21 protein-coding genes are annotated in these 25174 nt (G+C 64.7%); 9 read left to right on the forward strand and 12 right to left on the reverse strand.

Annotated elements, in window-relative coordinates; genetic code table 11:
* Positions 1 to 72 precede the first annotated feature (72 nt).
* From H9529_RS02725 to H9529_RS02740, 4 genes are all read left to right on the forward strand, one after another.
* On the forward strand, positions 73 to 1140 hold the full coding sequence (locus H9529_RS02725) for a Hint domain-containing protein (RefSeq protein ID WP_092891356.1): 1068 nt from the start codon (positions 73 to 75) through the stop codon (positions 1138 to 1140).
* Positions 1141 to 1410: 270 nt separating this feature from the next.
* Entirely contained in the window at positions 1411 to 1842 is a 432-nt protein-coding gene (locus H9529_RS02730; RefSeq protein ID WP_092891354.1) for a hypothetical protein, read from the forward strand.
* A gap of 93 nt (positions 1843 to 1935) precedes the next feature.
* A complete protein-coding gene (locus H9529_RS02735) occupies positions 1936 to 2964 on the forward strand; it encodes a cysteine synthase A (protein WP_092891352.1) in 1029 nt (342 codons plus the stop codon).
* A 1-nt stretch (position 2965) separates the two neighbouring features.
* A complete protein-coding gene (locus H9529_RS02740) occupies positions 2966 to 5497 on the forward strand; it encodes a DUF3772 domain-containing protein (protein WP_092891350.1) in 2532 nt (843 codons plus the stop codon).
* Between the two features lie 140 nt (positions 5498 to 5637).
* Here the strand turns inward: H9529_RS02740 and ppk2 are convergent, their stop codons facing one another.
* From ppk2 to H9529_RS02765, 5 genes are all read right to left on the reverse strand, one after another.
* Entirely contained in the window at positions 5638 to 6528 is an 891-nt protein-coding gene (gene ppk2, locus H9529_RS02745; protein WP_092891348.1) for a polyphosphate kinase 2, read from the reverse strand.
* A 348-nt stretch (positions 6529 to 6876) separates the two neighbouring features.
* Positions 6877 to 7836: an alpha/beta fold hydrolase gene (locus H9529_RS02750; RefSeq protein WP_092891346.1), complete on the reverse strand. Its 960-nt coding sequence runs from the start codon at positions 7834 to 7836 to the stop codon at positions 6877 to 6879.
* A 78-nt stretch (positions 7837 to 7914) separates the two neighbouring features.
* Positions 7915 to 8832, reverse strand: a complete 918-nt coding sequence (metA, locus tag H9529_RS02755; protein WP_092891344.1) for a homoserine O-acetyltransferase MetA — start codon at positions 8830 to 8832, stop codon at positions 7915 to 7917.
* A gap of 78 nt (positions 8833 to 8910) precedes the next feature.
* Positions 8911 to 9762 carry an ATPase gene (locus tag H9529_RS02760; protein ID WP_092891452.1) on the reverse strand — a complete coding sequence of 284 codons (852 nt, stop codon included), beginning with the start codon at positions 9760 to 9762 and terminating at the stop codon, positions 8911 to 8913.
* Positions 9763 to 9877: 115 nt separating this feature from the next.
* Positions 9878 to 12343: a penicillin acylase family protein gene (locus tag H9529_RS02765; protein ID WP_092891342.1), complete on the reverse strand. Its 2466-nt coding sequence runs from the start codon at positions 12341 to 12343 to the stop codon at positions 9878 to 9880.
* 187 nt (positions 12344 to 12530) lie between these two features.
* Here H9529_RS02765 and H9529_RS02770 point away from each other — a divergent pair, with 187 nt between their 5' ends.
* Positions 12531 to 13406: an NAD(P)-dependent oxidoreductase gene (locus tag H9529_RS02770; protein WP_092891450.1), complete on the forward strand. Its 876-nt coding sequence runs from the start codon at positions 12531 to 12533 to the stop codon at positions 13404 to 13406.
* A 103-nt stretch (positions 13407 to 13509) separates the two neighbouring features.
* On the opposite strand, the gene H9529_RS02775 is transcribed toward H9529_RS02770, so the two are convergent.
* From H9529_RS02775 to H9529_RS02805, 7 genes are all read right to left on the reverse strand, one after another.
* The gene (locus H9529_RS02775) at positions 13510 to 14136 is read right to left on the reverse strand and encodes a nucleotidyltransferase family protein (RefSeq protein WP_092891340.1); all 627 of its coding nucleotides are present in this window, start codon (positions 14134 to 14136) and stop codon (positions 13510 to 13512) included.
* Positions 14137 to 14193: 57 nt separating this feature from the next.
* A complete protein-coding gene (locus tag H9529_RS02780; protein WP_092891338.1) occupies positions 14194 to 15495 on the reverse strand; it encodes a branched-chain amino acid ABC transporter permease in 1302 nt (433 codons plus the stop codon).
* Positions 15492 to 16502 (reverse strand): branched-chain amino acid ABC transporter permease, encoded by a 1011-nt coding sequence (locus tag H9529_RS02785; protein ID WP_092891336.1) that lies wholly within the window; start codon positions 16500 to 16502, stop codon positions 15492 to 15494. The genes H9529_RS02780 and H9529_RS02785 overlap by 4 nt, the downstream gene beginning before the upstream one ends.
* Entirely contained in the window at positions 16502 to 16876 is a 375-nt protein-coding gene (locus tag H9529_RS02790) for a hypothetical protein (protein WP_092891334.1), read from the reverse strand. Before H9529_RS02790 ends, H9529_RS02785 begins: the two co-directional genes overlap by 1 nt.
* Positions 16877 to 16880: 4 nt before the next feature.
* Positions 16881 to 17594 (reverse strand): ABC transporter ATP-binding protein, encoded by a 714-nt coding sequence (locus H9529_RS02795; protein ID WP_092891332.1) that lies wholly within the window; start codon positions 17592 to 17594, stop codon positions 16881 to 16883.
* On the reverse strand, positions 17587 to 18378 hold the full coding sequence (locus tag H9529_RS02800) for an ABC transporter ATP-binding protein (protein ID WP_092891330.1): 792 nt from the start codon (positions 18376 to 18378) through the stop codon (positions 17587 to 17589). Before H9529_RS02800 ends, H9529_RS02795 begins: the two co-directional genes overlap by 8 nt.
* Positions 18379 to 18556: 178 nt before the next feature.
* Positions 18557 to 19753: an ABC transporter substrate-binding protein gene (locus H9529_RS02805; protein WP_092891328.1), complete on the reverse strand. Its 1197-nt coding sequence runs from the start codon at positions 19751 to 19753 to the stop codon at positions 18557 to 18559.
* 301 nt (positions 19754 to 20054) lie between these two features.
* On the opposite strand from H9529_RS02805, the gene glmU reads away from it, so the two are divergent.
* From glmU to H9529_RS02825, 4 genes are all read left to right on the forward strand, one after another.
* Positions 20055 to 21410: a bifunctional UDP-N-acetylglucosamine diphosphorylase/glucosamine-1-phosphate N-acetyltransferase GlmU gene (gene glmU / locus H9529_RS02810; protein ID WP_092891326.1), complete on the forward strand. Its 1356-nt coding sequence runs from the start codon at positions 20055 to 20057 to the stop codon at positions 21408 to 21410.
* 90 nt (positions 21411 to 21500) lie between these two features.
* Positions 21501 to 23318, forward strand: a complete 1818-nt coding sequence (gene glmS / locus H9529_RS02815) for a glutamine--fructose-6-phosphate transaminase (isomerizing) (protein ID WP_092891324.1) — start codon at positions 21501 to 21503, stop codon at positions 23316 to 23318.
* A 333-nt stretch (positions 23319 to 23651) separates the two neighbouring features.
* On the forward strand, positions 23652 to 24062 hold the full coding sequence (locus tag H9529_RS02820) for a universal stress protein (protein ID WP_092891322.1): 411 nt from the start codon (positions 23652 to 23654) through the stop codon (positions 24060 to 24062).
* Between the two features lie 579 nt (positions 24063 to 24641).
* Positions 24642 to 25067: a universal stress protein gene (locus H9529_RS02825; RefSeq protein ID WP_092891320.1), complete on the forward strand. Its 426-nt coding sequence runs from the start codon at positions 24642 to 24644 to the stop codon at positions 25065 to 25067.
* Positions 25068 to 25174: the final 107 nt, after the last annotated feature.

The following is a 25174-nucleotide window of genomic DNA, read 5'->3' on the forward strand; positions in this document are numbered from 1 at the left end:
ACCTGATGGATCGCAACACCCGCGGCCTCTGCCTCCTTCGCGGTGGCTGGGACGATTTGGAGGAATGATAGAATGACAACGCTTAACGATCTGATTTTTCTGACCGACGATGCCCCGCCGATCACCACCGGCAGCCAGGGCGTTGTGTACGATCTCGATCAGATGGATCGCGTGGTTGATGGGGTCGAAGTGACGCTGCCGGATGACCGGCCCGGCGCGATCGGTGTTGGCGACCTTGCGACTATAGACGGCGTTGAATATCGCATTTCAGAGATGTTCGATTACTGGGCGACGGTGACGGTGCAGGACCCCGTGACCGGGGACATCAGCACAGTGACCGGGCAGTTCTTTACCATCAATTTCATCAATGATGCGGGCGATGTCATCAACACTTTGGCGCCCGGCGACAGCTTGACCGACCCGGCCACCGGCTGGACCGGTGCGCCGATTGTCTCGGTTGAGGTTTTCACCCCGCCGACTGTCACCGAATTCACCGAAGTCGACCCTGCCACCGACGTGTCGAAAGTCGGGCGCGATGATGAGACGCCGCTGTCGTGTTTCACTGTCGGGACAATGATCGACGTGCTGGGCGGTCGCAAGGCGGTCGAGGACCTGCGTCCGGGAGACATGGTGCTGACGCGCGACAATGGCTACCTGCCGCTGGCCTGGACCGGGTCGCGCGTGCTGGACGCCGCCGAGATTGCAGAGACGCCGGATTATGCGCCGGTGCGTATCGCCGTCGGCGCCCTTGGCGACAATCTGCCCGAACGTCCGATGCTGGTGTCGCCGCAGCACCGGATGCTGGTCACCAATTCACGCGCCGAGCTGATGTTTGGTGAGCGTGAGGTGCTGGTACCTGCCGTGCATATGGTCGGCCTGCCGGGTATTTCCCGGGTCGAAGGGCAGGGCGTCACGTATGTTCACATCATGTTCGACCAGCATGAGATCCTGCGCGCCGATGGCGCATGGTCCGAAAGCTATCAGCCAGGCGTGCGATCTGTCGCTGGGTTGAACGATGCGCAGCGGCGTGAGCTGTTTGCGCTGTTTCCCGAATTGGCCGATGCGGAGGGGCTGCAAAACTACGTCGCCGCGCGCATGACCCTGCGCCATCATGAGGCGCGCGCCTTGCTGGTCGCCTGACCCCCTGGCCTTGCGGGCCTCTTGGCGTGCGTAACCCCGATTGAATTTGCCCCGTCTGTAAATGCAGGCGGGGCTTCTTGTTGAAAAGGTGTCGAAAGGTGCCCTGCGCGGGACGGCGTGCGCGGTTGGGCGCAAAGGCTCTGCGCGTCCCGTTCATCGCTTGTCTGCTTCGATCATGCTGGTCACTCTGCCCTCCTGCGGGCCTGCTTTGGGGTGGACAGCCGACGCCAGCCGGGGCAGTCTGGCCCCAACACAACCGGAGATCCTGACATGACCCCCCGTACCCGTCCGGCACACCTGCCGCTGACCGCATTGCTGGCAATTTTGTGGTTTGGCCTCTGGGCCGTCGAATATGTACTGGTCCGCTACGATCACATGGGCACCCTTGCCGGGCTGCCCGAAGGCTGGGGCCTTTGGTTTGATGCGCTGCCGGTATGGACGGGGGCGGTGCTGGCGGTCGGCATCTGGGGCGGGCTTCTGGGTGCGATCATGATGCTGGCGCGTGACCGGGGCGCGGTACTGATTCTGGCCTTTGCCTTTCTCGCGATGCTGGTGGTGGCTGTGTGGTCGGTGCTTTCACCGGCTGGGCCGCGCCCGTTGCCGGGCTTCGACCCTTGGCTGGTGCTGGTGGCACAGGTTGTCGTGCCCGCGTTGTTCTGGTTTTATGCGCGGTCGATGAAACAGGCGGGCGCGCTGGCCTGACATCGCGCCTGACCCCTGATGCTATGCGTGCAGTTGCTTGTCATCCGCCGGGGCGGTAATTACCTGTGCGCGTAACGTTGAAGGGAAAGCACCATGGTCATACGCGCGAATCTGGTCGAGGCGATCGGCAACACCCCGTTGATCCGGCTGAACGCCGCATCTGACGCCACGGGCTGCGAGATTTTGGGCAAGGCCGAGTTTCTGAATCCTGGCCAATCGGTAAAGGACCGCGCCGCGCTTTACATCATCCGCGACGCTGTTGCCTCGGGGCAGCTTAAACCCGGCGGCACGATTGTCGAAGGTACGGCGGGCAATACCGGCATCGGGCTGGCGCTGGTGGGGTCGTCGCTGGGCTATAAGACAGTGATCGTTATCCCCGAGACCCAGAGTCAGGAAAAGAAGGACATGCTGCGGCTTGCGGGTGCGCAACTGGTCGAAGTGCCGGCAGCCCCCTACAAGAACCCCAACAATTATGTGCGCTATTCTGGCCGTCTGGCCCAAGCGCTGGCCGCGACCGAACCCAATGGCGCGATCTGGGCCAACCAGTTCGACAACACGGCGAACCGGCAGGCGCACATCGAAACCACCGGCCCCGAGATCTGGGACCAGACGGACGGCCGGGTGAACGGTTTCATCTGCGCTGTAGGTTCGGGCGGGACGCTGGCGGGGGTGGCCGCTGCGCTGCAACCGCGCGGCGTCAAGATCGGGCTGGCCGACCCGGACGGCGCGGCGCTTTACAGTTACTATACCGAAGGGGTGCTGGCCTCATCGGGCAACAGCATCTCCGAAGGCATCGGCCAAGGGCGCATCACCGCGAATCTGGAAGGCCTCACCCCCGATTTCTGCGCGCGAATCCCCGATGCCGAGGCGCTGCCGATCGTCTTTGATCTGCTGGCCAATGAAGGGCTGTGCCTGGGGGGGTCCTCTGGCATCAACGTGGCGGGGGCAATCCGCATGGCGCGTGACATGGGGCCGGGCCATACGATCGTGACGATCCTGTGCGATTACGGCACCCGCTACCAGTCCAAGCTGTTCAACCCGGAATTCCTGCGCAGCCAGTCGCTGCCGGTGCCAGATTGGATGACGGGCAGCCCACGCGCCTTGCCCGATGTGATGGCCTGATATGTTGAGCAGGTTCTGCGCTGCCGCGCTGATCTTGCTTGCCGTGGTGTTGGGCGTGGCGCCCGGGGCTTACGCGCCCGCAGCCCATGCGCAGACCGTCGCCGAGACCGCACCTGATTATGCCCGGTGGGAACGGCTGGCAACGCAGGTTGAGGACGCAATCGAAGACCCGCGTGTCGCGGATGGCGAGCTCGATACCCTGCGCGGACAGGTCGTGGACGCGCGGGCCCGGTTCCTCGCGGCGCAAGATGCCAACCGTGCGCGGATCGACACGCTGCGCAGCCAGATCGAGGTGCTGGGTCCGCCGCCCGCCGAGGGTGGGACCGAAGTGGCCGAGATCGCCACGAGGCGGACCGAGTTGAACGAGCAGTTGTCGCGCCTGCAGGTTCCCGGGCTGGCGGCGGAAGAAGCGTTTCGCCGTGCAGATGGCCTTGTGAGCCAGATCGACCAGGTGCTGCGCGACCGGCAGGCCGACGCGCTGATGACGCTGGTACCCTCGCCACTGAACCCGGCCAACTGGCAATCCGGGTTGAACACTTTGTTCAGTTCTTTCGTGGCCATCCTGGGCGAAGTGCAGAACAACTGGGCCGAACCCCGGCTGCGCACAGAGTTTCAGGCCAATTTACCGGTCATACTGGCGTATCTGCTGTTCGCGGGGGTCCTGCTGACGCGGGGGCGGCGCTGGATGGAGCAGTTGACGGAACGCTTGCTCAACGCCTCGACCACGTTGCGCGGGCGCAATGTGTGGGCGTTGATCGTGTCGCTCGGCCAGATCGTCCTGCCGCTGGCCGGCGTGCTGGCGCTGGCCGAGGCGGTGAAGGCGACCTCGATGACCGCGCTGACTGGCGAAGAGATTCTAGACGCCTTGCCTGAGGCGGGTTTCGTCGTGCTGGCCGCGCGCTGGCTCGGGGGGCAGATCTTCCCGGCGGCGGGCGCGGCCTATGCGCCGCTGAACCTTTCGCTCGAACGGCGTCGCGAGGGGCGGCTGCACAGCCTGCTGATCGGTGTTGTGCTGGCGCTCGATGTGCTGCGCGTGCCGCTGACCGCGCCCGACCTTCAGCCGCCCGGCGCCAATGCGATGATTTCATTTCCGCTGATCGTGGTTGCCGGGCTGCTGGCGTTGCGCATCGGCCAACTGCTGCGCCTGCATGCCGAGGCCCGGCCGCAGCCAGACCCCGGTCTGTCATTCTTTGACCGGATGATGGGGATCGTTGGGCGCCTCGCGATGGTGCTGGGCGTGCTGGCAGGCGTTCTGGCTGCCGTCGGCTATGTCCCGGCGGCCGAGGCGGTCGTTTACCCGGCGGTGATGTCGCTGGGTCTTATCGGTGTTCTGGTGCTGGCGCAGCGGCTGGTGTCGGATATCTACGGCATGATTACCGGCACCGGGGCCGATGCGAATGAGGCTTTGGTGCCCGCGCTTGTCGGACTGGCGCTGGTGGTGGTCTCGGTGCCGGCTTTCGCGCTGGTCTGGGGCGTGCGCGTAACCCAACTGCGCGAGGTCTGGCAAAGCATCGCAGAAGGCTTCAGCATCGGCGGCACGCGCATATCCCCCTCCAATCTGCTGACCTTCTTCATCGTCTTCGTGTTGGGCTATACGGTCACGCGGCTCATTCAGGGGGGATTGGGCACCTCGGTTCTGCCGAAAACAAGGATCGAGAAGGGCGGGCAGAAGGCCATCGTGTCCGGCGTGGGCTATTTGGGGGTGTTTCTGGCAGGGATCACTGCCTTTGCCACCGCGGGCATCGACTTGTCGGCGCTGGCGCTGGTGGCGGGCGCGCTGTCGGTCGGGATCGGGTTCGGTCTGCAAAACATCGTATCGAACTTTGTCTCGGGGATCATCTTGCTGATCGAACGCCCGGTGTCGGAAGGGGACTGGATTGAAGTCGGCGGTACGATGGGGGTGGTGCGCTCTATCTCAGTCCGCTCTACCGTCGTCGAGACCTTTGACCGCACCGATGTGATCGTGCCGAATGCCGATCTGATTTCGGGCACGGTGACCAATTGGACGCGCTATAACAACACAGGGCGGCTGATCGTGCCGGTGGGCGTGGCCTATGGGTCTGACACCAGGCGGATAGAGGCGATCTTGAATGAGATCGCCGAGGCGCAGCCGCTGGCCGTGGTCGACCCCGCGCCCGCCATCCTTTTCATGGGCTTTGGCGCGGATAGTCTGAATTTCGAAATACGGCTGATCCTAAGCGATGTGGCATTCAAACTGGCGGTCATGTCCGACATGAACCACGAAATCGCCCGCCGCTTTCAAGAAGAGGGGATCGAGATTCCCTTCGCGCAACGCGACATCTGGTTGCGCAACCCCGAGGCGCTGCGCGCCACACCGCATCCTGCGCCGACACCCGAACGGCCCGCGCCGCCCTCCATCCCGCCCCATGAACCGCAAGAACCGGGTAGGCCCGCCCCACCACCGCGCCGCATCGATCCGGTGATGGGCAGCCGTGCCGACCTGTCGGACGCGAAGCTGCCCGATCTGGGGTCGGATGACGGGGCGGGCAGTGGCGGCGGCGACGGCCGCTGAGGCTGGGCTTGCCCTATCAGGGTTGTCCATGATTCACGCCGGGGTGCCGCAATCCGCGCTGCGCTAAATACACCTGAACACGGGCGACCACGCATCAGGCTTGGCGCCCGTGTCCGTCGGTATGGCTCCCCGCGCTATGCTCAGTCGTTTTGCCAAAGCGCGGGCCCGCCACAGATCGCAGTGTCGACCCCGCGTGGCAGTTTGTCAGGGCGGCCCGGATAGGGAATGTCGCCCAGTACATGCCGGATCACTGCAAGGCGGGTGCGGTATTTATCCTCGGCGCGGATCACGGTCCAGGGCGCGTCGTCATGGTGGCTGCGGGTCAGCGTCTCGTGGATCGCGTTGGAATAGGCATCCCATTTTGACAGGCCGCCAACGTCAATGGACGACAGCTTCCACTGCTTCAGCACGTCGCGTTCCCGCGCCAGCATCCGGCGCAGCTGTTCCGCCTGCCCGATGTTAAGCCAGAACTTCACAAGCCGGATGCCATCTTGCGCCAGCATTGTCTCGAACTGACGCACCTGGCGGAAGAACAATTCGCGCTGCGCAGGCGTGCAGAAGCCGAAAACATGCTCGACCACGCCACGGTTGTACCAGGATCGGTCGAAGATCACCATTTCGCCCGCGGCAGGCAGGCGTTCGATATAGCGTTGGAAATACCATTGCGTTTGCTGCCGGTCGGTGGGCTTCGGCAGCGCTTCTACCCGGGCGATGCGCGGGTTGAGCGGTTCGGTCAGCCGCCGGATCGCGCCCCCCTTGCCTGCGGTATCGCGCCCCTCGAACACCAGAACCATTCGGTTGCCCGATGCCGCCAGCCAGTGTTGCAGCTTCACCAGTTCGACTTGCAGCGCTTTCAGTTCGTCTTGATACGCGTTCTTTTCCATCCAGCGGTCATAGGGGTAGCTGTCAGACAGGATGTCGCGTTTCGACGCATTTTCGACCGCCTTGCGCACCGCTTTGGGGGCTTCGTTTTCATAAAACTGGCTGATCGCCCCGTCGAACGGGATTTCGGGCAGCGGCAGGATGGTCATGGCGGTCCTTTCACGGTGGAGCACACACCAAACCCCGGATTGCGGCGCGGTTCAAGGGGCGGCGTCAAAGGACCAACATGCAGGCATCTGGCAACGTACTGTGCATATCACACGGCATGATTGCCTGTTTGTCTCCGGGCGGTAGATTGCGGCCAAAAGGCAGTTAGGACACATGCGCAGGCGTCGAGTTTCTGGCGGTGTGTCCTGAGTTTCAGCGATAGGGCGCAATTGGCCTTTCGGTCCGCCTGTGCACGGGGTTGGACGCGACGCGCGCGCAAACGCGGCCTAGTTTACTCTGCGCGCGCAGCCGCTGGCGACTTTAACGTGCGCGCGCAGCCGCTGGCGACTTTAACGTGCGCGCGCAGCCGCGCGACGGATCGCGGCGACAACCGCTTCCGGATCGGCGTGGTGCGGCATATGGCCGATGCCGTCCAGCACCGTCAGGTTGGCGCTGTCCACATCTGCCGCCAGTCGCTGTGAATGAATCGACAAGCCCACCGTGGTGTCAGCGTCGCCATGTACCATCTCGATCGGCAAGGTAAGGTCGGGATATTCCGGCGCCATGCGTTCCAGATAGGGTTTCAGACCGTTAACCTGTTCCGAATTGGTGTTGAACTGCCCGCGCCGCATGGCAAGCCCGACTCCCACATGTTCGACATAGCCGGGCGGGGCGGATTGCGGCGCAAATATCCCACGTGCGACCGATTCTGCCTGCGCCTGGGTGGCGAAGGCCGCGATCATGGGGGCTACGGTATGGCGGCCTATGGCGGTGTCGGTGAAGGAATAGAGCGCGCCCAACCCCCCGTCCCACGGGTAAGAAGCCGCAGCCAGAAGCACAAGCGCCGACACCTCGGATGGTGCGCGCAGCGCCCAGGCCAGCGCGACCGCGCCGCCATAGGAATGGCCCAGAATGATGGGCTGGCGCACGCCCAGTTGGCGCGCGGCATCGCGCAGCGCATCAGCCTGCGCGACAGGGCTGACCGTCGCCGGGCCCAGATCGTCGGAATAGCCCATACCCGGGCGGTCGAACGCGATGACGCGGAAATCCCGCTCCAGCCGGCCGACCAGATCGAAGGTGAAATCGCGCAGGTTGCCGCTGGCACCGTGGATCAGCACCAGATCGGGGCCGCTGCCGCTGACCGTCGCATGCACGCGCCGTCCCGCCGTTTCGATGAACTGCCCGCTGGGAGGATGCATCGCTTCCCATGCGGTCTCGCGCCGGGTTGCACGGTTATCCACAGCGGCGGCGCAGCCTGCCAGAAACAACGCTGCGGCAGCAAGGCCATAGCCTGCGGTGCGCCGCTTCATGTGAAGCCCGGCGCGCTATGCGCCCCGGCGGCACCCTGGCGGACCGACAAACCGCCCGTCATCGCGCTTTTGCGGCGATCATTTGCCGATCTGGGTAAGGTCATAAGGCGTGCTCTGGTAAATCTCATTTATCCAGTTGCCATATAACAGATGCGCGTGACTGCGCCAGCGGTTGAGCGGCACCCTCGCGGGATCGTCATCAGGGTAGTAGTTGCACGGCACCTTGACCGGCTTGCCGGAGGCGACATCGCGGTCGTATTCCTCTTTCAGCGTCGTGCTGTCGTATTCGAAATGGTTGAAGACATAAAGCGCGCGATGCGATGGGTCCTCGATCAGGCACGGCCCTGTCTGGTCGCTGCCCAGAAGGGTTGTCAGCCCGGGGGCGGCCTCGATCTCGGCCTGCCGCATTTCGGTCCAGCGGCTGACCGGGATCAGCAGATCATCCGAGAAACCCCGCAGATAGGGCGAGGCCGGGGCAAGGTTTTGATGCCTGAAACAGCCAAACGCCTTTGCGTCCAGAAGGTGCTTGCGCACCCCGTGGAAGTGATAGGCCATCGCCATGCCGCCCCAGCAAACGCCGAAGGTGGAATGCACATGGGTCTGGGTCCAGTCGAAGACCTGACGCAATTCATCCCAATAGGTCACATCGGTGAAGGGCAGATGTTCGATCGGCGCGCCGGTGATGATGAGACCGTCGAAATATTCGTCCTGCATCTCGGCAAAAGGGTGGTAGAATTCCGTCATGTGTTCGGCGGCGGTGTTGCGCGTCTCATGTTCGGTCATGCGGATCAGCGACAGGTTGATCTGCAAAGGCGTCGCGCCGATCAGCCGGGCAAATTGTGTCTCGGTCTGTATTTTCTTTGGCATCAGGTTCAGCAGCGCGATGCGCAGGGGCCGGATGTCTTGCCGCGCGGCCTTGTCATCAGCCATGACCATAACGCCCTCGGTGTTCAGGACATCATAGGCGGGCAGGGTGGCGGGCAGGGTGATGGGCATGGCGGTAACCTGATGTAATTTCAGTCAGAACGGGACGCCGGGCGGCGCTTCGGCGCTTTGGTGGTCGGGTGGTTTGTACTACAGGGCGGCAATTAACAGCGCGTTGAAATCCTGGGGGCTTTGCACGTGCATTACGTCTTCGGCGCGCACGCGGATGCCCCAGTTCTCGGCCATCGCGCGGTAGCGCGGCTGCCGGTGGGCCAGCGCGCGTGCGTAGGTCCAGCGCACGAAATGGTCAGGGTCCACGCTGTCCTCGGTCACGGCATACTCGGCCAGGTAAGCGTCCCAGGCGGGCAGCAGGAAATCGGGGTGATAATACATCGGCTTTGGCGCGCGGTCGAAGCGGCGGATCAGCTCGGCCGTGTGCGCGTCAGAGCCTTCGATCCAGACCGGCAGCATATGGGCGGCGAGCGTGGTCATCAGCGGGTCGTCATGGTCATCAGGGTCGATCACCTCGCAGATCGAGCCGCCGGTATCGCAAATGAAATTCTGATAGCCATAGATGTCGAGCGCCCTGTCGATGAAGGGCACGGCATCTTGCAGCGCGGCGGTTTCGGCCCCGTGGTGCTGGCGTTGGCGGCGTATGTACTCGGCAAACGGCAGGCCCCCGCGCGTGGGATCGCCGGGCTTGCCGAGGTAGGTGGACAGTGGGGCGAGGTTATCAAACGTGATGTTCGACGCAATATAGACACTGTCGGTCATCAGAAGGTCACGCAACAGCGGCACGCGCATTGCCTCACGCTTGAAGTTATCGGCGATATGTTCGCCCATGTAGCGTGTACCGATGCGGTAATCGACCGAGTAGTGGAACCATTCCCCGGTGCCGCGCAGCATGCTGGCCAGATGGGTCTTGCCCAGCCCCGACATGCCAAACAGCATAACCCGTCGGATGGGCGCATCGGGCGAATTGGGGGCAGCGGGGTGGCGCATGATCGGCATACCTTTGGGAACGGGTCTTCAGCATGATGCCTAGCCAGCGCGCGCGTGGGCGTCAATGGCGTCGGGCAGGGACGGGGATTGGCTGCGTGGAATTGGCGGGGCGGCCCTACCCGGGCGGTAGCAGCGTCGTGATCCCCACGGCGCCTGCCCGCGCCAGGTCAGGGTCCAGCGACATGGGGATGTATTCGCCGCGCCGCCACAGGTTTCCCAGATCGTCATAATGCCGCGACAGCGGATGCCCCGATTGCCCGGTCGACGTGATGAAGACCGAACTGTCGGGATCGGCAAAGTCATAGACCCCGCGATACCCCGCGCCATGCACGTTCTGGAACGGCTCGGGGTCGCGCCCCGAGGTGACGCCGCGCATCAGCGTATGATCGCCACCGCTGGTGGATTGGCGGATATTGACGAAATACCGCAGCGCGCGCACATCGCCCAACGCCGTGTGGTCATGCGTGGCCTGGTGCGCATCGCCCCAGCGCCAGCTTGCTACCGCGCTGCCGTATTTCTCGGTCAGGGTCAGCAGGGCCGCATCGAGCGCGGTCTGCGCGATTTCGGTGCAGCCCTCGGTGACCGAGGATTGTACCACGTTGCACCAGGCGCCCGCACCGTCAGTGTCGCGGAACACGCGTTCGATAAAGACCGGATCGATGTGGGTATACGCATCGGCCAACGGCCCCAGCTCATCGCGGATCAGCCTTAGCTGAAGCTCACGCATCCAGGCGGCATAGATCAATGGCTCTGGCAGGTGTTCGTTCATCTCGCCGTTCCAGTCCGCCAGCAATTGCAGTGCGGACTGGCGCAGATGCGCCCGCGTGCCGGTGGGCGCGGCCTCGCCCGAGAACCACAGATCGGCGGCGACCAGCGGCAGCAGGGTGCGCGCCGCCTGGCTGACGGTATCCAGTTGCGCCTCGATGAAGCTGTCCCGGGTGTGTACCTCGCGCGTTTGCATCAGCCGCATCCAGCGTTGAATGCGCTGCGTATCGCCCCAGCGGTAGCTGACGTGCAGCGGAAACGGGCGCTCCAGAATTTTATTGTTGGTATTGCCCAGCAGGCCGCTGGGGGGCGCAGTGAAGCGCGGGTTCGAGGCATAAGGAAACACCCCCTGCCACTGGTTTTCCGCCAGCCACCCGGCGGATGGCATGCGACCTTCGGTCAGGTGCGCAACATCGCGGCGCGGCATGTGGCCGATGATTTGCAACGCGATGGTTTCCGCATCCGCCAGCATCAGGTTTTGCGACGGGGCGACATAACCCTCGGCGGCCACGATCGCCTCATCCACGTTGTCCGACCGCATGATCGCCATGCCCGCGCTCAGCGTCGTGTCCGCGCCGTTCAGCGCGGTCCAGCTTAGCGATGCCACATGCCCTGGCGGGGTCACCGTGGCCAGGTCGAAATGCGTCCCGGGCAGGACCGGACCGTTGGTGGTCCAGCGCAGGGTGACGGTGACCGGGTCGCTTTCCTTCACACGGATGATGCTGCGCCGGGTCTCGAACGGGGCCCAGCCGTCGGGTGTGCGGTATTCTTGCGGATTTTCGGGGTTGAGCTGTTCGATGAACACATCCTGATCGTCCATGTAGCTTGACGTCAGGCCCCAGCCCAGCGCGGCGCTCCGCCCCGACAAGATCAGCGGAATCCCGGGGATTGAGCCGCCGATCACCCCGCCGCCCGTCAGTTCCACCCGCGCCAGATACCACGGCGAGGGGGCGGTGAGCGTCATGTGCGGGTCATTGGCCAGCAGCGTGCCACCTGCTGCCGCCCGGTCCGGGGCGGCGGCAAAGCTGTTTGATGCCCCCGCAAAGGCCGGCGCGCGCAGGGGCGACAATGGATCGGCGGCCAATTGCACCGGGATGGCACCGTCGCGCGGTAGGTTGGGGAAAAGGGCGCCGTATTCGGGCAGCGCTGCGTCGCGGTCACCCGGCGCGTCGGGAAGGATGTCGCGCAGCCGGTCCTCGCTCACCTGAAGCGAGGTACGGGCGCGCAGCACTTCATCTTGCGCCTGTGCCGACAATTGCAGCGCCAGCAGTTTGACCAGCGCGATGGAATCAGCCGGGCTCCAGAGGGAGACCTCGCCGGGGAACAGAAAGAACTCGGGCGCGCCCCGACCGCGTGCGCGCAAGTTGACCTGGTTGATCCAGGCGTTGACGCCGCGCGAATACGCCTCCAGCGCGCTGCTGGTCTGGGCATCTTGCGCCGCGACCGAGGTGACGGCCAGCCCGTTCAGGTCCAGCCGCCGCATCAGTTCATCCGTGCGCAAGGTGCGCGGGCCGAACACCTCGGACAGGCGGCCCTGAACGGTGCGGCGCATCATCGTCATTTGCCAAAGCCGGTCCTGCGCATGGGCATAGCCCAGACCAAAGAACACGTCATCGTCGCTTTGCCCAAAGATATGCGGCACGTTATGGATGTTGCGCACGATCTCGACCGGCGCGGTGACACCTTGCACGCTGAGGCGCGCGTCATACTCAGGGACCGATCGGGCGACGAAATAATACACCCCGACCACGCATAACGCGCCCAGTGCCATCAGCCCCAGAACCCCGCGCAGCAGCCATCTGAAAAGCGTACCCATGAATCATCCGTTGTTGTGCCGCCGCATGCGGTGGCCCGTGATAGGCCGTGCTGGCCCCCGAAATGTCGTCGTGGCATCTGGCGTCGCGGGCCGCAATGGTTGCGGTCTTGACCTGCCCTCGTCACACGGTAGGTATGACGAAGCGCCGCAAAGCGCAATTCCATCAACAGATCACATGGAGGCGATCATGGCGAAAGTTGCATTTCTGGGGCTGGGCGTGATGGGGGCACCGATGGCGGGGCACCTGGCAAAGGCCGGGCACAGCGTCACCGTTTACAACCGCACGGCGGCGAAGGCATCGGCATGGGTCGGAGCCTATGGCGGCAAAATGGCTGACACCCCGCGCGCCGCAGCCGAGGGCGCGGATTTCGTCATGGCCTGCGTCGGCAATGACGATGACCTGCGCGCGGTCTGCACCGGCGACGCCGGGGCTTTTGCGGGCATGTCACCCGGCGCGGTCTTTGTCGATCATACCACCGTGTCGGCGCAGGTAACCCGCGAACTGGGAGATGCCGCGCGTGGCAGCCATCTGCATTTTGTTGATGCGCCGGTCTCGGGCGGGCAGGCGGGGGCAGAGGGTGGCGTGCTGTCGGTGATGTGCGGCGGTGACGGCGATGCCTATGCCCGCGCCGAACCCGTGATCGCGGCATATGCAAAGGTCTGCCGCCTGATCGGGCCCACCGGGTCGGGCCAGTTGGCCAAGATGATGAACCAGATTTGCATCGCCGGGCTGGTGCAGGGACTAGCCGAGGCGCTGAACTTCGGTGAGAAGGCGGGCCTTGACGGTCGCGCCGTTGTCGAGGTCATCAGCGCCGGTGCCGCCGGTTCGTGGCAGATGGCCAACCGGCATGGCACCATGCTGGACGACCAGTTCGATTTCGGTTTCGCGGTGGATTGGATGCGGAAGGATCTGGGCATTTGCCTCGACACCGCCGATGAGGTCGGCGCGCCCCTGCCTGTCACCGCGCTGGTCGATCAATTCTACAAGGACGTTCAGGCTATGGGCGGCGGACGCTGGGACACCTCCAGCCTGATCCGGCGGCTGCGGAAGTTTGACGACTGATCGGGGGCGGGCAATCCGAATACGGCCTGGGCCTGGGTCCTTGCTGTCGCGGCGCGGGTGCGGTGGATCCGGGCGCGGGCCGCGCGAGATGGGCCGCCACCGCTCAGGATGTCCCGGTCCGGCCCGCCTTTCGCGCCGCGCGCCAATCCGCCCATGCCTCGGGCGTGTCCAGATCAGTCAGGGCGCGCGCGCCGGTCAGGGGGTGCAGGCGGACGGGGTGCCCGCGCAGCGCCGCACGCGCGCCGGTGTCGCCTTGGACTCCCTGTAAGGCCGCGAACAAGCTGCTCGGCAAGATCACCGGGTTCCCGGCCGCGCCCTCGGCGCTGGCGGCACGCAGCACCATGGCGGGCGTGCTGGCGTGATCTTCTATCAGGGCTTTGATGTCGTCGCCGGTAATGTCGGGCATGTCGGGCAGATGCACCATCAGGGCCGATGCACCCAGCCCTTGTGCCCAGGAGGCCGCAGCGCGGATCGATCCGGACATGCCCGCATCCGCATCCGCGACGGGCAGCACATGCACTGGCAGGCCTGACAATGCGGCGCGGCGCGCCGCATCATCGGGGCGCAGGGTCACGGCGACCGGGTAGCCGACAGCCAGTGCCGCACGCGCAGCATGGCGCAGCAGCGGCTGTCCTTCTACATCCATCAACAGCTTGTCGTTGCCGCCCATCCGCGATGATGCCCCTGCGGCGGGCAGCGCTATGACGGGGAGCGCGTCCTCAGCGTGCATTGCGGCGCGCCGATGGCCACGGGGCTCTGCTGCATCGCTGCACAGGCATGCGCATTCTCACCGCTCCGGGATCAGCCCGCGTGGACTGAAACGCAGCACCAACAGCATCGCCACCCCCATGGTCAACAGCCGCATGTGCGCGGCCGAGTTCAGCAGATGGGTTTTAAGATCACCCTCGGCCATGCCCGCCGTCACCAGCTCCATCACGAAGCGGCCCGCCGGTTCGACCTGCACCCACAGGAACCACACCACAAAACCGCCCAGCACCGCGCCCCAGTTGTTGCCCGACCCGCCGACGATCACCATGACCCAGACAAGGAAGGTGAAGCGCAAAGGTTCATAGGTGCCGGGGTTCAACTGGCCGTCAAGGGTGACCATCATCGCCCCGCCCAGCCCGCACACGGCAGACCCCAGCACGAAGATCGTCAGATGCCGTCTTGTCACATCCTTGCCCATGGCGCGGGCGGCGGTCTCATTGTCGCGGATCGCGCGCATCATCCGGCCCCAGGGCGAGTTCAGGGCCTTTTCTGCCAGCCAGATCAGCCCGCCCAGGACCAGAGTGAACAGCCCCGCATAGCCCAGCATGACAACGATCGACGCCGTCTGCGCCAGCGACCAGCCCAGCCCATCTGCCAGCGACTGCACCCAAGGGGCCGCCTGCATGTCCACCGGCTGTGGCACCGGGCGCGGCAGGCCCGATACGTTCTTCACCCCGCGCGCCAGCCAGCTTTCGTTCTTCATCACCGCGATGATGATCTCGGATATGCCCAGCGTCGCGATGGCCAGATAGTCTGATCGCAGGCCCAGCGACACCTTGCCGACCAGCCATGCGGCGGCGGCGGCAAAGACTGCGCCCACGGGCCATGCCAGCACCACCGGCAGGCCAAGGCCGCCCAGATAGCCGGTTGTGGCCGGATCCACGGCTTCAATCGCATCGACGGCGGGCACGAAGAAATACCGGTTCAGTGCGAAGCCCGCGACCAGGACGGCAACCAGCGCCAGCGCGCGCCCGCGCCCCGGGGCCATGCGCCGCCACAACGCCACCGCGGCCATGACAGTGCCGACGCCGATCAGCAGGCCAAACAAGGTACCAAAGCCGCCCGCGCGCCACGCCTCGGGCACCGGGGGTTGGGCCACCAGCACCACGGCCAGCCCGCCCACGGCGGTAAATCCCATGATGCCGACGTTGAAGAGGCCCGCGTAACCCCATTGCATGTTGACGCCCAGCGCCATGATGGCGGAAATCAGGCTCATGTTCAGAATGGTAAGCGCCAGCGTGGGGGACTGGAGCACAGCCACCAGCAAAAGCGCCATGCCCATCAGACCGAAAAGGAGGATATTGCGCGGGTTTACACTCATACCGACCGCCCCCGGAAAAGGCCCGTAGGCCGGAAGATCAACACCACCACCAATAGCGCGAAAGACACGGCGAATTTGTAATCCACCGACATAAGCTGCACCAATCCTTCAGGCGCCAGGCTGTCGGGCAGCAGATGGGTCAGCACCCGTTTCCACGCGTAGGTGATGCCCATTTCGGCGAAAGCGATGACATAGCCGCCCGCGATCGCCCCCATCGGGCTGCCAAGGCCGCCCACGATGGCGGCGGCGAAGATCGGCAGCAGCAACTGGAAATAGGTGAAGGGGCGGAAGCCCTTGTCCAGCCCGTACAGCACGCCCGCCACCGCCGCCAGCGTCGCGGCCAGGATCCATGTGACCTGCACCACCCGGTCGGGGTTGATGCCCGACAGCAGCGCCAGATCTTCGTTATCCGAATAGGCGCGCATGGATTTGCCGGTCCGCGTGCGGTTCAGAAACCAGAAAAGCGCCGCCATGACGATCAGCGCGGTGATGACCGTCAGGCCCTGGGTGGTTCGCAGCGCCAGCCCCTCTTCCATCCCGGTATACGCGCGAAACTGACTTACCGAGAAGATGAAGCGCGCGCCGTCGTCGAACCGCTGATCGCCCGGCCCGATAATCAGCCGCACGACACCGTTGGTGATGAACATCACGCCCAGCGACACCATCACCAGCACCACGGGCTTCACCTTCTGGCGCCGGTAAAACCGGTAGACCACGCGGTCGGTGACCAGAAGGTAAACCACAGTCGCGGCGATCCCCACTGGCAGGGCCAACAAGGCGGTGGGCAGCACGCCAAAGCTGACGCCGGCGCCCTGCAAGGCCCAGGTGATCAGAATGGTGACCATGGTGCCAAACGCCATCGTGTCGCCATGGGCGAAGTTGGAGAACCGCAAGATGCCATAGATCAGCGTGACGCCCAGTGCACCCAGCGCAAGCTGGCTGCCATAGGTTATCGCCGGAAACAGCACGAAATTCGCCAGCGTAATCAGCGCGTTGAGAATATCCATCACTCGGCCACCCGGCAGGTGCCTGCATAGGTCGCCACAGCGGTCGGGGCGCTGGACTGCACAGACAATACGGTTGCGCCGTCTTGGTCGCGGGTCAGCAGATAGGCCGCGCGCGCATCCCGCGCGCCCACCACCAGCGTGGACTCCCTTGCGTAGGCCAGACCTTCGGCAGGGCCGGTTTCGGGCAGCAGGCTGGCCCGGCCGGGCAAGATGCCAGGCACGGCGATGTCGATGGCGATGGGGCCGGGGGCACAATCCGCGCAGGCCGGTGCCAGCGTGCACAGCAGCATGCGTCCGTTGATCGCCCCGGCCCGCTCTGCCGTCGCCTGGGACGCAAAGCCGCCTGCCAGTACCAGAAATAGTGCAAACCGCATCGGTTCAGCCCCCCAGAAAACTGTTGCGCACTTCGGGGTTGGCCAGCAGCGCCGCCCCGGTGTCGGTGAAACGGTTGGCGCCCTGCACCAGCACATAGCCCTTGTCGGCGATTGCCAGTGCCTGCCGCGCGTTCTGTTCGACCATCAAGATGGGAATGCCGGTGCGTGCCACCTCGATGATGCGGTCGAACAGTTCGTCCATCACGATCGGGCTGACGCCTGCGGTGGGTTCGTCCAGCATCAAGACGCTGGGTTTCGTCATCAACGCGCGGCCAACCGCGACCTGCTGGCGCTGCCCGCCGGACAATTCTCCCGCCGCCTGATGGCGTTTGTCGCGCAAGATGGGAAACAGGGTATAAATCTGCTCCATCGTCTGGCGGATATCGTCACGGCGGATAAATGCCCCCATTTCAAGATTTTCCGCGACGCTCATCGAGGGGAAGATGTTGTTCGTCTGCGGCACGAAGCCCATGCCACGCCCGACCCGCGCCTGTGGAGAAAGGCCGCTGATATCCTGTCCGTTCAGCCGAACGCTGCCCGCGCGCAGTGTCAGCATGCCAAAGACCGCCTTCATCGCGGTGGATTTGCCTGCGCCGTTGGGGCCGACGATTACCGCGATTTCGCCAGCATCCACCGCGATGGTACAGTCGTGCAGAATGTCGGCGCCGGTGCCATAGCCGCCGGTCATGCCTTCGCCGATCAAGACGGGTTCAGACATGCCCAACCTCTTTATTCGTCTGGTTTTTCAGGCCAGTGCCCAGATAGGCTTCGATCACCTGTTCATTCGCCTTGATGTCTTCCAGCGTGCCCTGCGCCAGCACCTTGCCTTCGGCCATGCAGATCACGGGGCCACAGATGCGGCCGATGAAATCCATGTCATGTTCGATAACCACGAAGGTATAGCCCCGTTCGCGGTTGAGGCGCAGGATGGCATCAGCGATGGTGTTGAGAAGGGTGCGGTTCACGCCGGCCCCGACCTCATCCAGAAACACGATGCGCGCATCGGTCATCATGGTGCGGCCCAGTTCCAGAAGCTTCTTCTGCCCGCCAGAGATCTGGCCCGCCTTTTCATCCGCAATGTGATCTATGGTAAGAAATTCAAGTACTTCGTCGGCGCGGGCGTGAATCTGGCGGTCTTCCTCGGCGACACGTCCACGGTGGAACCAGGCGTTCCACAGGTCTTCACCCGCCTGGCGCGGCGGCACCATCATCAGGTTTTCGCGCACGGTCATGGAGTGGAATTCATGCGCGATCTGGAAGGTGCGCAACAGGCCCCGGTGAAACAATGCGTGCGGCGGCAGGCCCGAGATATCTTCCCCCTCCATCAGCACCCGACCAGATGTAGGTTTCAAGACGCCTGCGATCACGTTGAAAAGCGTGGTTTTGCCCGCGCCATTTGGCCCGATCAGCCCGGTGATCGACCCCGGCGCGATGTCCAGCGTCGCACCATCGACGGCGTGAAAACCGCCAAAATGCTTATGCAGATTTTCGACCCGGATCATCGGCGTCCTCGTAAAACAGCGCGTCTGGAAAGCGTATGGATCTGGTATGGGTTTGGTATGGCTTTGTCACCCATATTTCGCACGCTCCGGCCCCCAACGCGCGCAGGCCATGGTCCAGGGCCCGGCGCGCGTGTTGCGCGTCCGGGCCCCGGGGTGGTGTTGCGGTCAGGCGTGCAGATCAGCGGAAGCTGACGGTCGTGAACGCGCCATCTTCCACGATGTATTCGCGGTAGGTGCCAGCGGCTTCGCCCGGTCCGATCAGTTCGACGTTGGTCGCGCCGACATAATCGATCTCGCCACCAGCGGCGAGGATCTCCAGGCCCTTGGCCAATTCGCCGGGCATGATGGGTTCGCCCGGTGCGTTTGCGACGTTCAGGATGTTGGCGGCGATGCCTGCAGATGTCGCCTCACCGGCGGCCTGTGCGGCCAGTGCCAGCAATGCGGCGGCGTCGTAGCTTTCGCGGGTATAGCTGCTTTCAGCATTCACACCATTTTCGGTTGCGAAGGCGGCGAAGGCTTCGGTGCCTTCGCCTTCCGACCATGGCACGGTGCCAATGGTGCCGTTCAGATCGGACCCGATGGTCTCCAGCAGCGCATCGCTGTACATCCCGTCGCCCATGGCGAAGGTATCGAATGCGCCCGATTCAATAGCGTTGATCATGATGCCGGCACCGCCCTGGTCGGAATAACCGAACACCACAAGAAGGTCACCGCCCGCGGAAGCCAGCGCGCCGACTTCGGCGGAATAGTCGCCCTTGCCGTCTTCATGCGGTGCGTTGATGGTGATCGATCCGCCCGCCGCCGCATAGCTTTCGGCGAAGGCATCCGACAGGCCCTTGCCATAGTCATTGTTGGTATAGGTGACGGCAACGCTGGTAATGCCGCGTTCCATCAGCACGTCAGCCATGACCGCACCCTGGCGCGCATCGGAAGGCGCTGTGCGAAAGAACAGGCCGTTCGATTCGGTGGTGGTAAAGCCCGGCGAAGTTGCCGAGGGCGAGATCAGCGGTACGCCATTCGCCATGGCGACGTTTTGCAAAACGGCCATGGTCACGCCCGAGCAATCCGGGCCCATGATCCCCACGATCCCGTCCGAGGTAATGAGACGTTCGGCAGCGGCCGTGGCTGCAGAGCTGTCGACGCATGTACTGTCGGCGCGCACCGGCGTGATGGTCTGGCCATCGAGGAACAGCCCGCTGTCGCTGATTTCCTTGAACGCCAGTTCAGCGCTGTCGGCCATGTGCGGGGTCAGCGATTCGATGGGCCCGGTGAATCCCAGGATCACGCCGAACTTGACCTCTTGCGCGATGGCCCCGCCTGTCAGCGCGCCCGTCAGCGCCATGCCAGCGGCGGATGCGAGAAGCAGCTTTTTCATGTCAGTCTCCCTGATGGTGTATTCTTGGTGTTGTCTCAAAATGAAGGTTAATCCGGCGTTTTGTAAATGAAAAGTGGTTCCGGCGGGGCCATGCGCGAATTTATCCGCGCATGGCCCGGTGTATGGCGGATGGGAACGGGGGGCTTTGGCCGCGCGGGGCGCGCGGGATCTTGCCGATGCGGCCCTTGCGTGTTTCAGGCCGTCACCCGAAGTGAAGGCGGGCAGGCGCCGGGGACCGCGCCGGGGCATTGCACCCCCGCGCCAAGCGGGTACAAGCGGGGAAAAGCTAAAAGGGCTGATGATGGCTGTATCGCTGGTGATCCTGGCTGCCGGGCAGGGCAGCCGCATGAATTCCGACGTGCCCAAGGTGCTGCACCCGCTGGCGGGCGTGCCGATGGTGGTGCATGCGATGCGCGCGGGCGCGGCGCTGGACCCCGACCGCGTGGTGGTTGTCGCGGGCCACGGCGCAGATGCGGTGCGCGCCGCGGTCGAGGCCGAAGATACGGCCGCGCAGGTCGTCGTTCAGGCCGAACAACTGGGCACCGGCCATGCTGTGGCGCAGGCGGCCGGGGCGCTGTCGGACGTGGCGGGCGATGTGGTGGTCCTTTATGGCGACACGCCCTTTGTCAGCGCGGACACGCTGGACCGGCTGGTCGCGGCGCGGGCAGCGCATGATGTTGTGGTGCTGGGTTTTCACGCCACCGATCCGGGGCGCTACGGACGGCTGATCCTGGAGGGCGATGCCCTGTCGCGCATCGTCGAATACAAGGACGCCTCCGAGGCAGAGCGCGCAGTGGATCTGTGCAATTCCGGCGTGATCTGTGCCGACCGCGCGGTTTTGATGGACCTTGTGGCGGCATTGTCGAATGACAATGCCGCGGGCGAATATTACCTGACCGATGTGGTTGGCGCGGCCCGCGCCCGGTCGCTGAGCGCGGGCGTTGTGGTCTGCGACCAGGCCGAAACGCTGGGCGTGAACACCCGCGCCGAATTGGCGGTGGCTGAAGGCGTATATCAGGCCCGCGCCCGGGCCGCGGCGCTGGAAAACGGGGTGACATTGCTGGCGCCCGACACGGTATTTTTCGCTCTGGACACCCATATCGGACGCGACGCGGTGGTGGAACAGAACGTGGTTTTCGGCCCCGGCGTCACGGTGGAAAGCGGCGCGGTGATCCGCGCCTTCTCGCATCTGGAAGGATGCCATGTCAGCCGCGGCGCGGTGGTGGGCCCCTACGCCCGCCTGCGCCCGGGCGCCGAGCTGGCTGAGGATGTGCGCATCGGCAATTTCGTCGAAGTGAAGAATGCCGTGCTGGATGCCGGCGCGAAGGTGAACCACCTGAGCTATATCGGCGATGCGAATGTGGGCGAGGGTACGAATATCGGCGCGGGCACCATCACGTGCAATTATGATGGTGTGTTCAAGCACCGCACGGAAATCGGCGCGCATGCCTTCATCGGATCGAACACCATGCTGGTGGCCCCGGTGCGGGTGGGGGCGCGGGCGCTGACCGCGTCAGGCTCGGTCATCACTGCGGATGTGCCTGACGGCGCGCTGGCCGTGGCGCGCGCGCGCCAAGAGGTGAAACCCGGCCTGGCTGAGCGGCTGATGGACCGGCTGCGCGCGGCCAAAGCGGCAGGCAAGAAGGGCCGGGGGTAGCGTTTGGGCGCGCGTCCCGCCTGAGGCGCGGGGCCAGCGGCAAACAAGGGCGCGGGACAAGCGCCACAGGCAGGCAGAAGGAAGCGGACCATGTGTGGAATTGTCGGCGTGCTGGGCAGGCATGAAGTCTCACCCGGGATTCTGGAGGCGCTGCGGCGTCTGGAATATCGCGGCTATGACAGTGCAGGCATTGCCACGGTGAACAATGGCGTCCTGGACCGGCGGCGCGCTGTGGGCAAGCTGGTCAATCTGTCGGATGTTTTGGTGCATACCCCGCTGCCAGGCAAGTCGGGCATCGGGCATACCCGCTGGGCCACGCATGGCGCCGCGACAGAAGACAATGCGCATCCCCACCTCGCGGGGCGGGTGGCGGTGGTGCATAACGGTATCATCGAGAACTTCCGCGCCCTGCGCGCTGAACTGGCCGCCGAGGGCATCGCGCATCAGACCCAGACCGATACGGAAACCGTGGCGCTGCTGACGGCGCTGCATCTGGACCGGGGCATGACGCCAGTGGCGGCGGCGCGTGCCACGCTGGCCCGGCTGGAAGGGGCCTTCGCGCTGGCCTTCCTGTTCGCGGGCGAAGACGACCTGATGATCGCAGCGCGGCGCGGCAGCCCGCTGGCCATCGGGCATGGGGTGGGCGAGATGTATCTGGGATCGGATGCCCTTGCGCTTGCGCCGCTGACTGATCAGATCACCTATCTGGAGGAAGGCGACCACGCCATTCTGACCCGCGCGGGCGTCACGGTATTTGACGCGGGCGGCGCGGCCGTGCAGCGCGGCGTGGCCACGATCCGGCTGGATGCGGCGGCGGCGGATAAATCCGGGCACCGTCATTTCATGGCCAAGGAAATGGCCCAGCAACCCGCCATCCTGCGCGCCGCCCTTGCGGCATACACCGATGCCACGGGCACCGCGCTGGCGCTGCCAGAGGGTGCGGGCTTCGACGGCGTGGACCGGGTGACGCTGGTGGCCTGCGGCACGGGGTTCTATGCCTGCCAGGTGGCGAAATACTGGTTCGAGCAGATCGCGGGCCTGCCTGCCGATATCGACATCGCGTCCGAGTTTCGCTACCGCGCGCCGGTCCTGTCGCCGCATAGCATGGCGGTTTTCGTCAGCCAGTCTGGCGAAACCGCCGATACGCTGGCGGCGCTGCGCCATGTGCAGGGCAAGGTGGCGCGCACGCTGGGGGTGGTGAATGTGCCCACGTCCTCGATCGCGCGGGAAACCGATGTGGCGCTGCCGATCCTTGCAGGGCCCGAGATCAGCGTCGCCTCGACCAAGGGGTTCACCGCGCAATTGCAGGTGCTGATGCTTCTGGCGCTGCAAGCGGGCGTGGACCGGGGCCGCCTGACACCCGCCGCGCTGGCCGATCATCTGTCGGCATTGCGCGCGCTGCCCGGGCTGATCAATCAGGCGCTGGACCGTGAGGGGCAGATGCGCGACATCGCCCGCCATCTTGCCGAGGCGCGCGATATCTTGTTTCTGGGCCGGGGAACCATGTATCCGCTGGCGCTGGAGGGGGCGCTGAAGCTCAAGGAACTGAGCTATATCCACGCCGAGGGCTATGCAGCAGGCGAGTTGAAGCACGGCCCCATCGCGCTGATCGACCAGCATGTGCCGGTGGTGGTGCTGGCCCCGCATGATGCGTTGTTCGACAAGACATTGTCGAACATGCAAGAGGTCATGGCACGGCAGGGGCAGGTTTTTCTGATCGCCGATGCGCGCACGCTGGCGGCGGCGGGCGAGGTCACGCACAGCCTCACAATGCCCGAGGTGCCGCCGCTGCTGGCGCCGATCTTGTACGCCATTCCCGCACAGATGCTGGCTTATCACACGGCGCTTTTTCGCGGCACCGATGTGGACCAGCCGCGCAACCTGGCGAAATCGGTGACGGTGGAATAGGGGCGCGCCCCAGCCGCGTGCCGTTGGGGATGTCGGGATGCAATTTGCGTGGGCCGTTGGCGCAGGTGCGGTGGCGTCGCAGCAGGGCAGTGGTGCGCGCGCGCCGGCCTTTCGCTTGTTGCGCTGGGCAGGGTGTGCGGCATTCGCAGGCTTTGACAATCTGTCAGCCCTGCTTGGGCCGGTCTGATGCGTTTTTGCCCTGGCGCGCGCTTTGGCGAAAGCCCCGTGGCCCCGGCGTGCCGGTGCGGGCGAGATTGACCCAGATCAACGCGCACATCCGCGCGGCCGCTTACAAAAGCGTCATCACGAACCGGCAACAGGAGGGAACATCCCATGTATACGCGGATCATCGTCGCAGTGGATTTGACGCAGATCGAACAGGGCAAAGCCCTGCTGACCCGGGCGCTGGCGCTCTTGGATGCGGGCGGTGAGGTGCGGCTGGTACATGCGCTGGAAGACGTGCCCGCCTATGTCGTGGCCGAATTGCCGCGCGACATCGGTGAGCGTCGTCTGGCCGAAGCGCGGGTGGAGCTGCGCGACCTGGCCCATGGGTTGGATCAGCATGTAGAGATCGAGGTGCGCCACGGCTCGGCATCGAACCAGATCCTCGAGGCGGCTCAGGAAAGCGGCGCGGATCTGATCATGATCGCCTCGCACCGTCCGGGGTTGAGCGATTACTTCATCGGCTCGACCGCCGCGCGGGTGGTGCGCCACGCGCAATGCTCGGTGCTGACCAGCCGCTGAGGCGGACCCATAGCCCGAGGTAGCGCCTGACAGGGTGTTAAAAAGTGCCCGGAACGCGGCCCCGCAGGGAAAGCGTTCCAATCGGGCCCGGCACCACGACCCGGCCCGGGCGGATCAGGAAAAGCAGTGCTTTTCCCCGCCCGCAAGGCCCATACCAGAACGCGATCACTCCAACCCGCACGGGCCGCCGCCAGCGTCCGGGCGTCAAGGGGCCGGGGCAATCCCCGGACCCTCGTTGGGGCATGCGGTGAGCGTAATGCCCGTCCAGACAGGTCTGGCGCCCCTCGGCCCCCGGCGGACAGGCAAGACCGCGCAAAGGCGATAAAGCGCCGGCACAATGGCCCGGCGCTGCCGCGCCGTCCTTCGCCAAGGCTAAACCCAGACCGCCGACACACGAAACCCGGCCCGTAAACCCGGCCCGGGTTTGCTTTTTTGCGCTGGCCCTGACAAAGTGACAGCGCGCGGGCTGTGCGGGTTGCCGCGCAGGTTGCGTCTGCGCGATGCGCAGGGTCGCGGAATTATCTGGTGCGAGGCGCGTGGCAAGCAGTCCAGCCAAGCGCCCCGAAAGGAGAAAAGTTTATGTATGATGCCATTGTCGTCGCCGTTGCCCTGTTCAACAAGGGCGCGACCAGTCGCGGGTTGATCGAAAAGGCGGCCAAGATGCTCAACCCCGGCGGGCAGATCACGCTGGTGCATGTGATGGACGAACTGCCTGCCTATATCGCGGCCAGCGTGTCGAAGGAACAACTCAGCGGGCACCGGCGTTCGGCGATGACGCAGCTTGAATCGCTGGCTACCGTGGCGCGGGGCAAGGACGTTCGCATCGACATGCGCTCTGGCATGCCGTCGGTGGGGATTCTGGAATCCGCGAAAGAGTCGAAGGCCGACATCATCATGATCGCCTCGCACAGCCCCGGTCTGAAGGATTACTTCATCGGTTCTACCGCCACCCGGGTGGTTCGGCACGCGCATTGTTCGGTGCATATCGCGCGCAAACGCGATTGAGGGCGTTGCATCCGGGCGCGTCATGACGCCGCCGCGGGTGGGGCAGGGTGGGGCGATCCCCAGCCGCTTGGCCGGGCGCTTGCGGAAATTCCGCTAAAAACTGTCGC

Source organism: Roseicitreum antarcticum, assembly GCF_014681765.1.
Classification (GTDB): domain Bacteria; phylum Pseudomonadota; class Alphaproteobacteria; order Rhodobacterales; family Rhodobacteraceae; genus Roseicitreum; species Roseicitreum antarcticum.

What these genes read in the sequence shown, in the direction of transcription:
- H9529_RS02725 (WP_092891356.1), top strand. Translation starts at nt 73, where the DNA reads ATGACAACGCTTAACGATCTGATTTTTCTGACCGACGATGCCCCGCCG.
- H9529_RS02730 (WP_092891354.1), top strand. Translation starts at nt 1,411, where the DNA reads ATGACCCCCCGTACCCGTCCGGCACACCTGCCGCTGACCGCATTGCTG.
- H9529_RS02735 (WP_092891352.1), top strand. Translation starts at nt 1,936, where the DNA reads ATGGTCATACGCGCGAATCTGGTCGAGGCGATCGGCAACACCCCGTTG.
- H9529_RS02740 (WP_092891350.1), top strand. Translation starts at nt 2,966, where the DNA reads ATGTTGAGCAGGTTCTGCGCTGCCGCGCTGATCTTGCTTGCCGTGGTG.
- ppk2 (WP_092891348.1), bottom strand. Translation starts at nt 6,528, where the DNA reads ATGACCATCCTGCCGCTGCCCGAAATCCCGTTCGACGGGGCGATCAGC.
- H9529_RS02750 (WP_092891346.1), bottom strand. Translation starts at nt 7,836, where the DNA reads ATGAAGCGGCGCACCGCAGGCTATGGCCTTGCTGCCGCAGCGTTGTTT.
- metA (WP_092891344.1), bottom strand. Translation starts at nt 8,832, where the DNA reads ATGCCCATCACCCTGCCCGCCACCCTGCCCGCCTATGATGTCCTGAAC.
- H9529_RS02760 (WP_092891452.1), bottom strand. Translation starts at nt 9,762, where the DNA reads ATGCGCCACCCCGCTGCCCCCAATTCGCCCGATGCGCCCATCCGACGG.
- H9529_RS02765 (WP_092891342.1), bottom strand. Translation starts at nt 12,343, where the DNA reads ATGGGTACGCTTTTCAGATGGCTGCTGCGCGGGGTTCTGGGGCTGATG.
- H9529_RS02770 (WP_092891450.1), top strand. Translation starts at nt 12,531, where the DNA reads ATGGCGAAAGTTGCATTTCTGGGGCTGGGCGTGATGGGGGCACCGATG.
- H9529_RS02775 (WP_092891340.1), bottom strand. Translation starts at nt 14,136, where the DNA reads ATGCACGCTGAGGACGCGCTCCCCGTCATAGCGCTGCCCGCCGCAGGG.
- H9529_RS02780 (WP_092891338.1), bottom strand. Translation starts at nt 15,495, where the DNA reads ATGAGTGTAAACCCGCGCAATATCCTCCTTTTCGGTCTGATGGGCATG.
- H9529_RS02785 (WP_092891336.1), bottom strand. Translation starts at nt 16,502, where the DNA reads ATGGATATTCTCAACGCGCTGATTACGCTGGCGAATTTCGTGCTGTTT.
- H9529_RS02790 (WP_092891334.1), bottom strand. Translation starts at nt 16,876, where the DNA reads ATGCGGTTTGCACTATTTCTGGTACTGGCAGGCGGCTTTGCGTCCCAG.
- H9529_RS02795 (WP_092891332.1), bottom strand. Translation starts at nt 17,594, where the DNA reads ATGTCTGAACCCGTCTTGATCGGCGAAGGCATGACCGGCGGCTATGGC.
- H9529_RS02800 (WP_092891330.1), bottom strand. Translation starts at nt 18,378, where the DNA reads ATGATCCGGGTCGAAAATCTGCATAAGCATTTTGGCGGTTTTCACGCC.
- H9529_RS02805 (WP_092891328.1), bottom strand. Translation starts at nt 19,753, where the DNA reads ATGAAAAAGCTGCTTCTCGCATCCGCCGCTGGCATGGCGCTGACGGGC.
- glmU (WP_092891326.1), top strand. Translation starts at nt 20,055, where the DNA reads ATGGCTGTATCGCTGGTGATCCTGGCTGCCGGGCAGGGCAGCCGCATG.
- glmS (WP_092891324.1), top strand. Translation starts at nt 21,501, where the DNA reads ATGTGTGGAATTGTCGGCGTGCTGGGCAGGCATGAAGTCTCACCCGGG.
- H9529_RS02820 (WP_092891322.1), top strand. Translation starts at nt 23,652, where the DNA reads ATGTATACGCGGATCATCGTCGCAGTGGATTTGACGCAGATCGAACAG.
- H9529_RS02825 (WP_092891320.1), top strand. Translation starts at nt 24,642, where the DNA reads ATGTATGATGCCATTGTCGTCGCCGTTGCCCTGTTCAACAAGGGCGCG.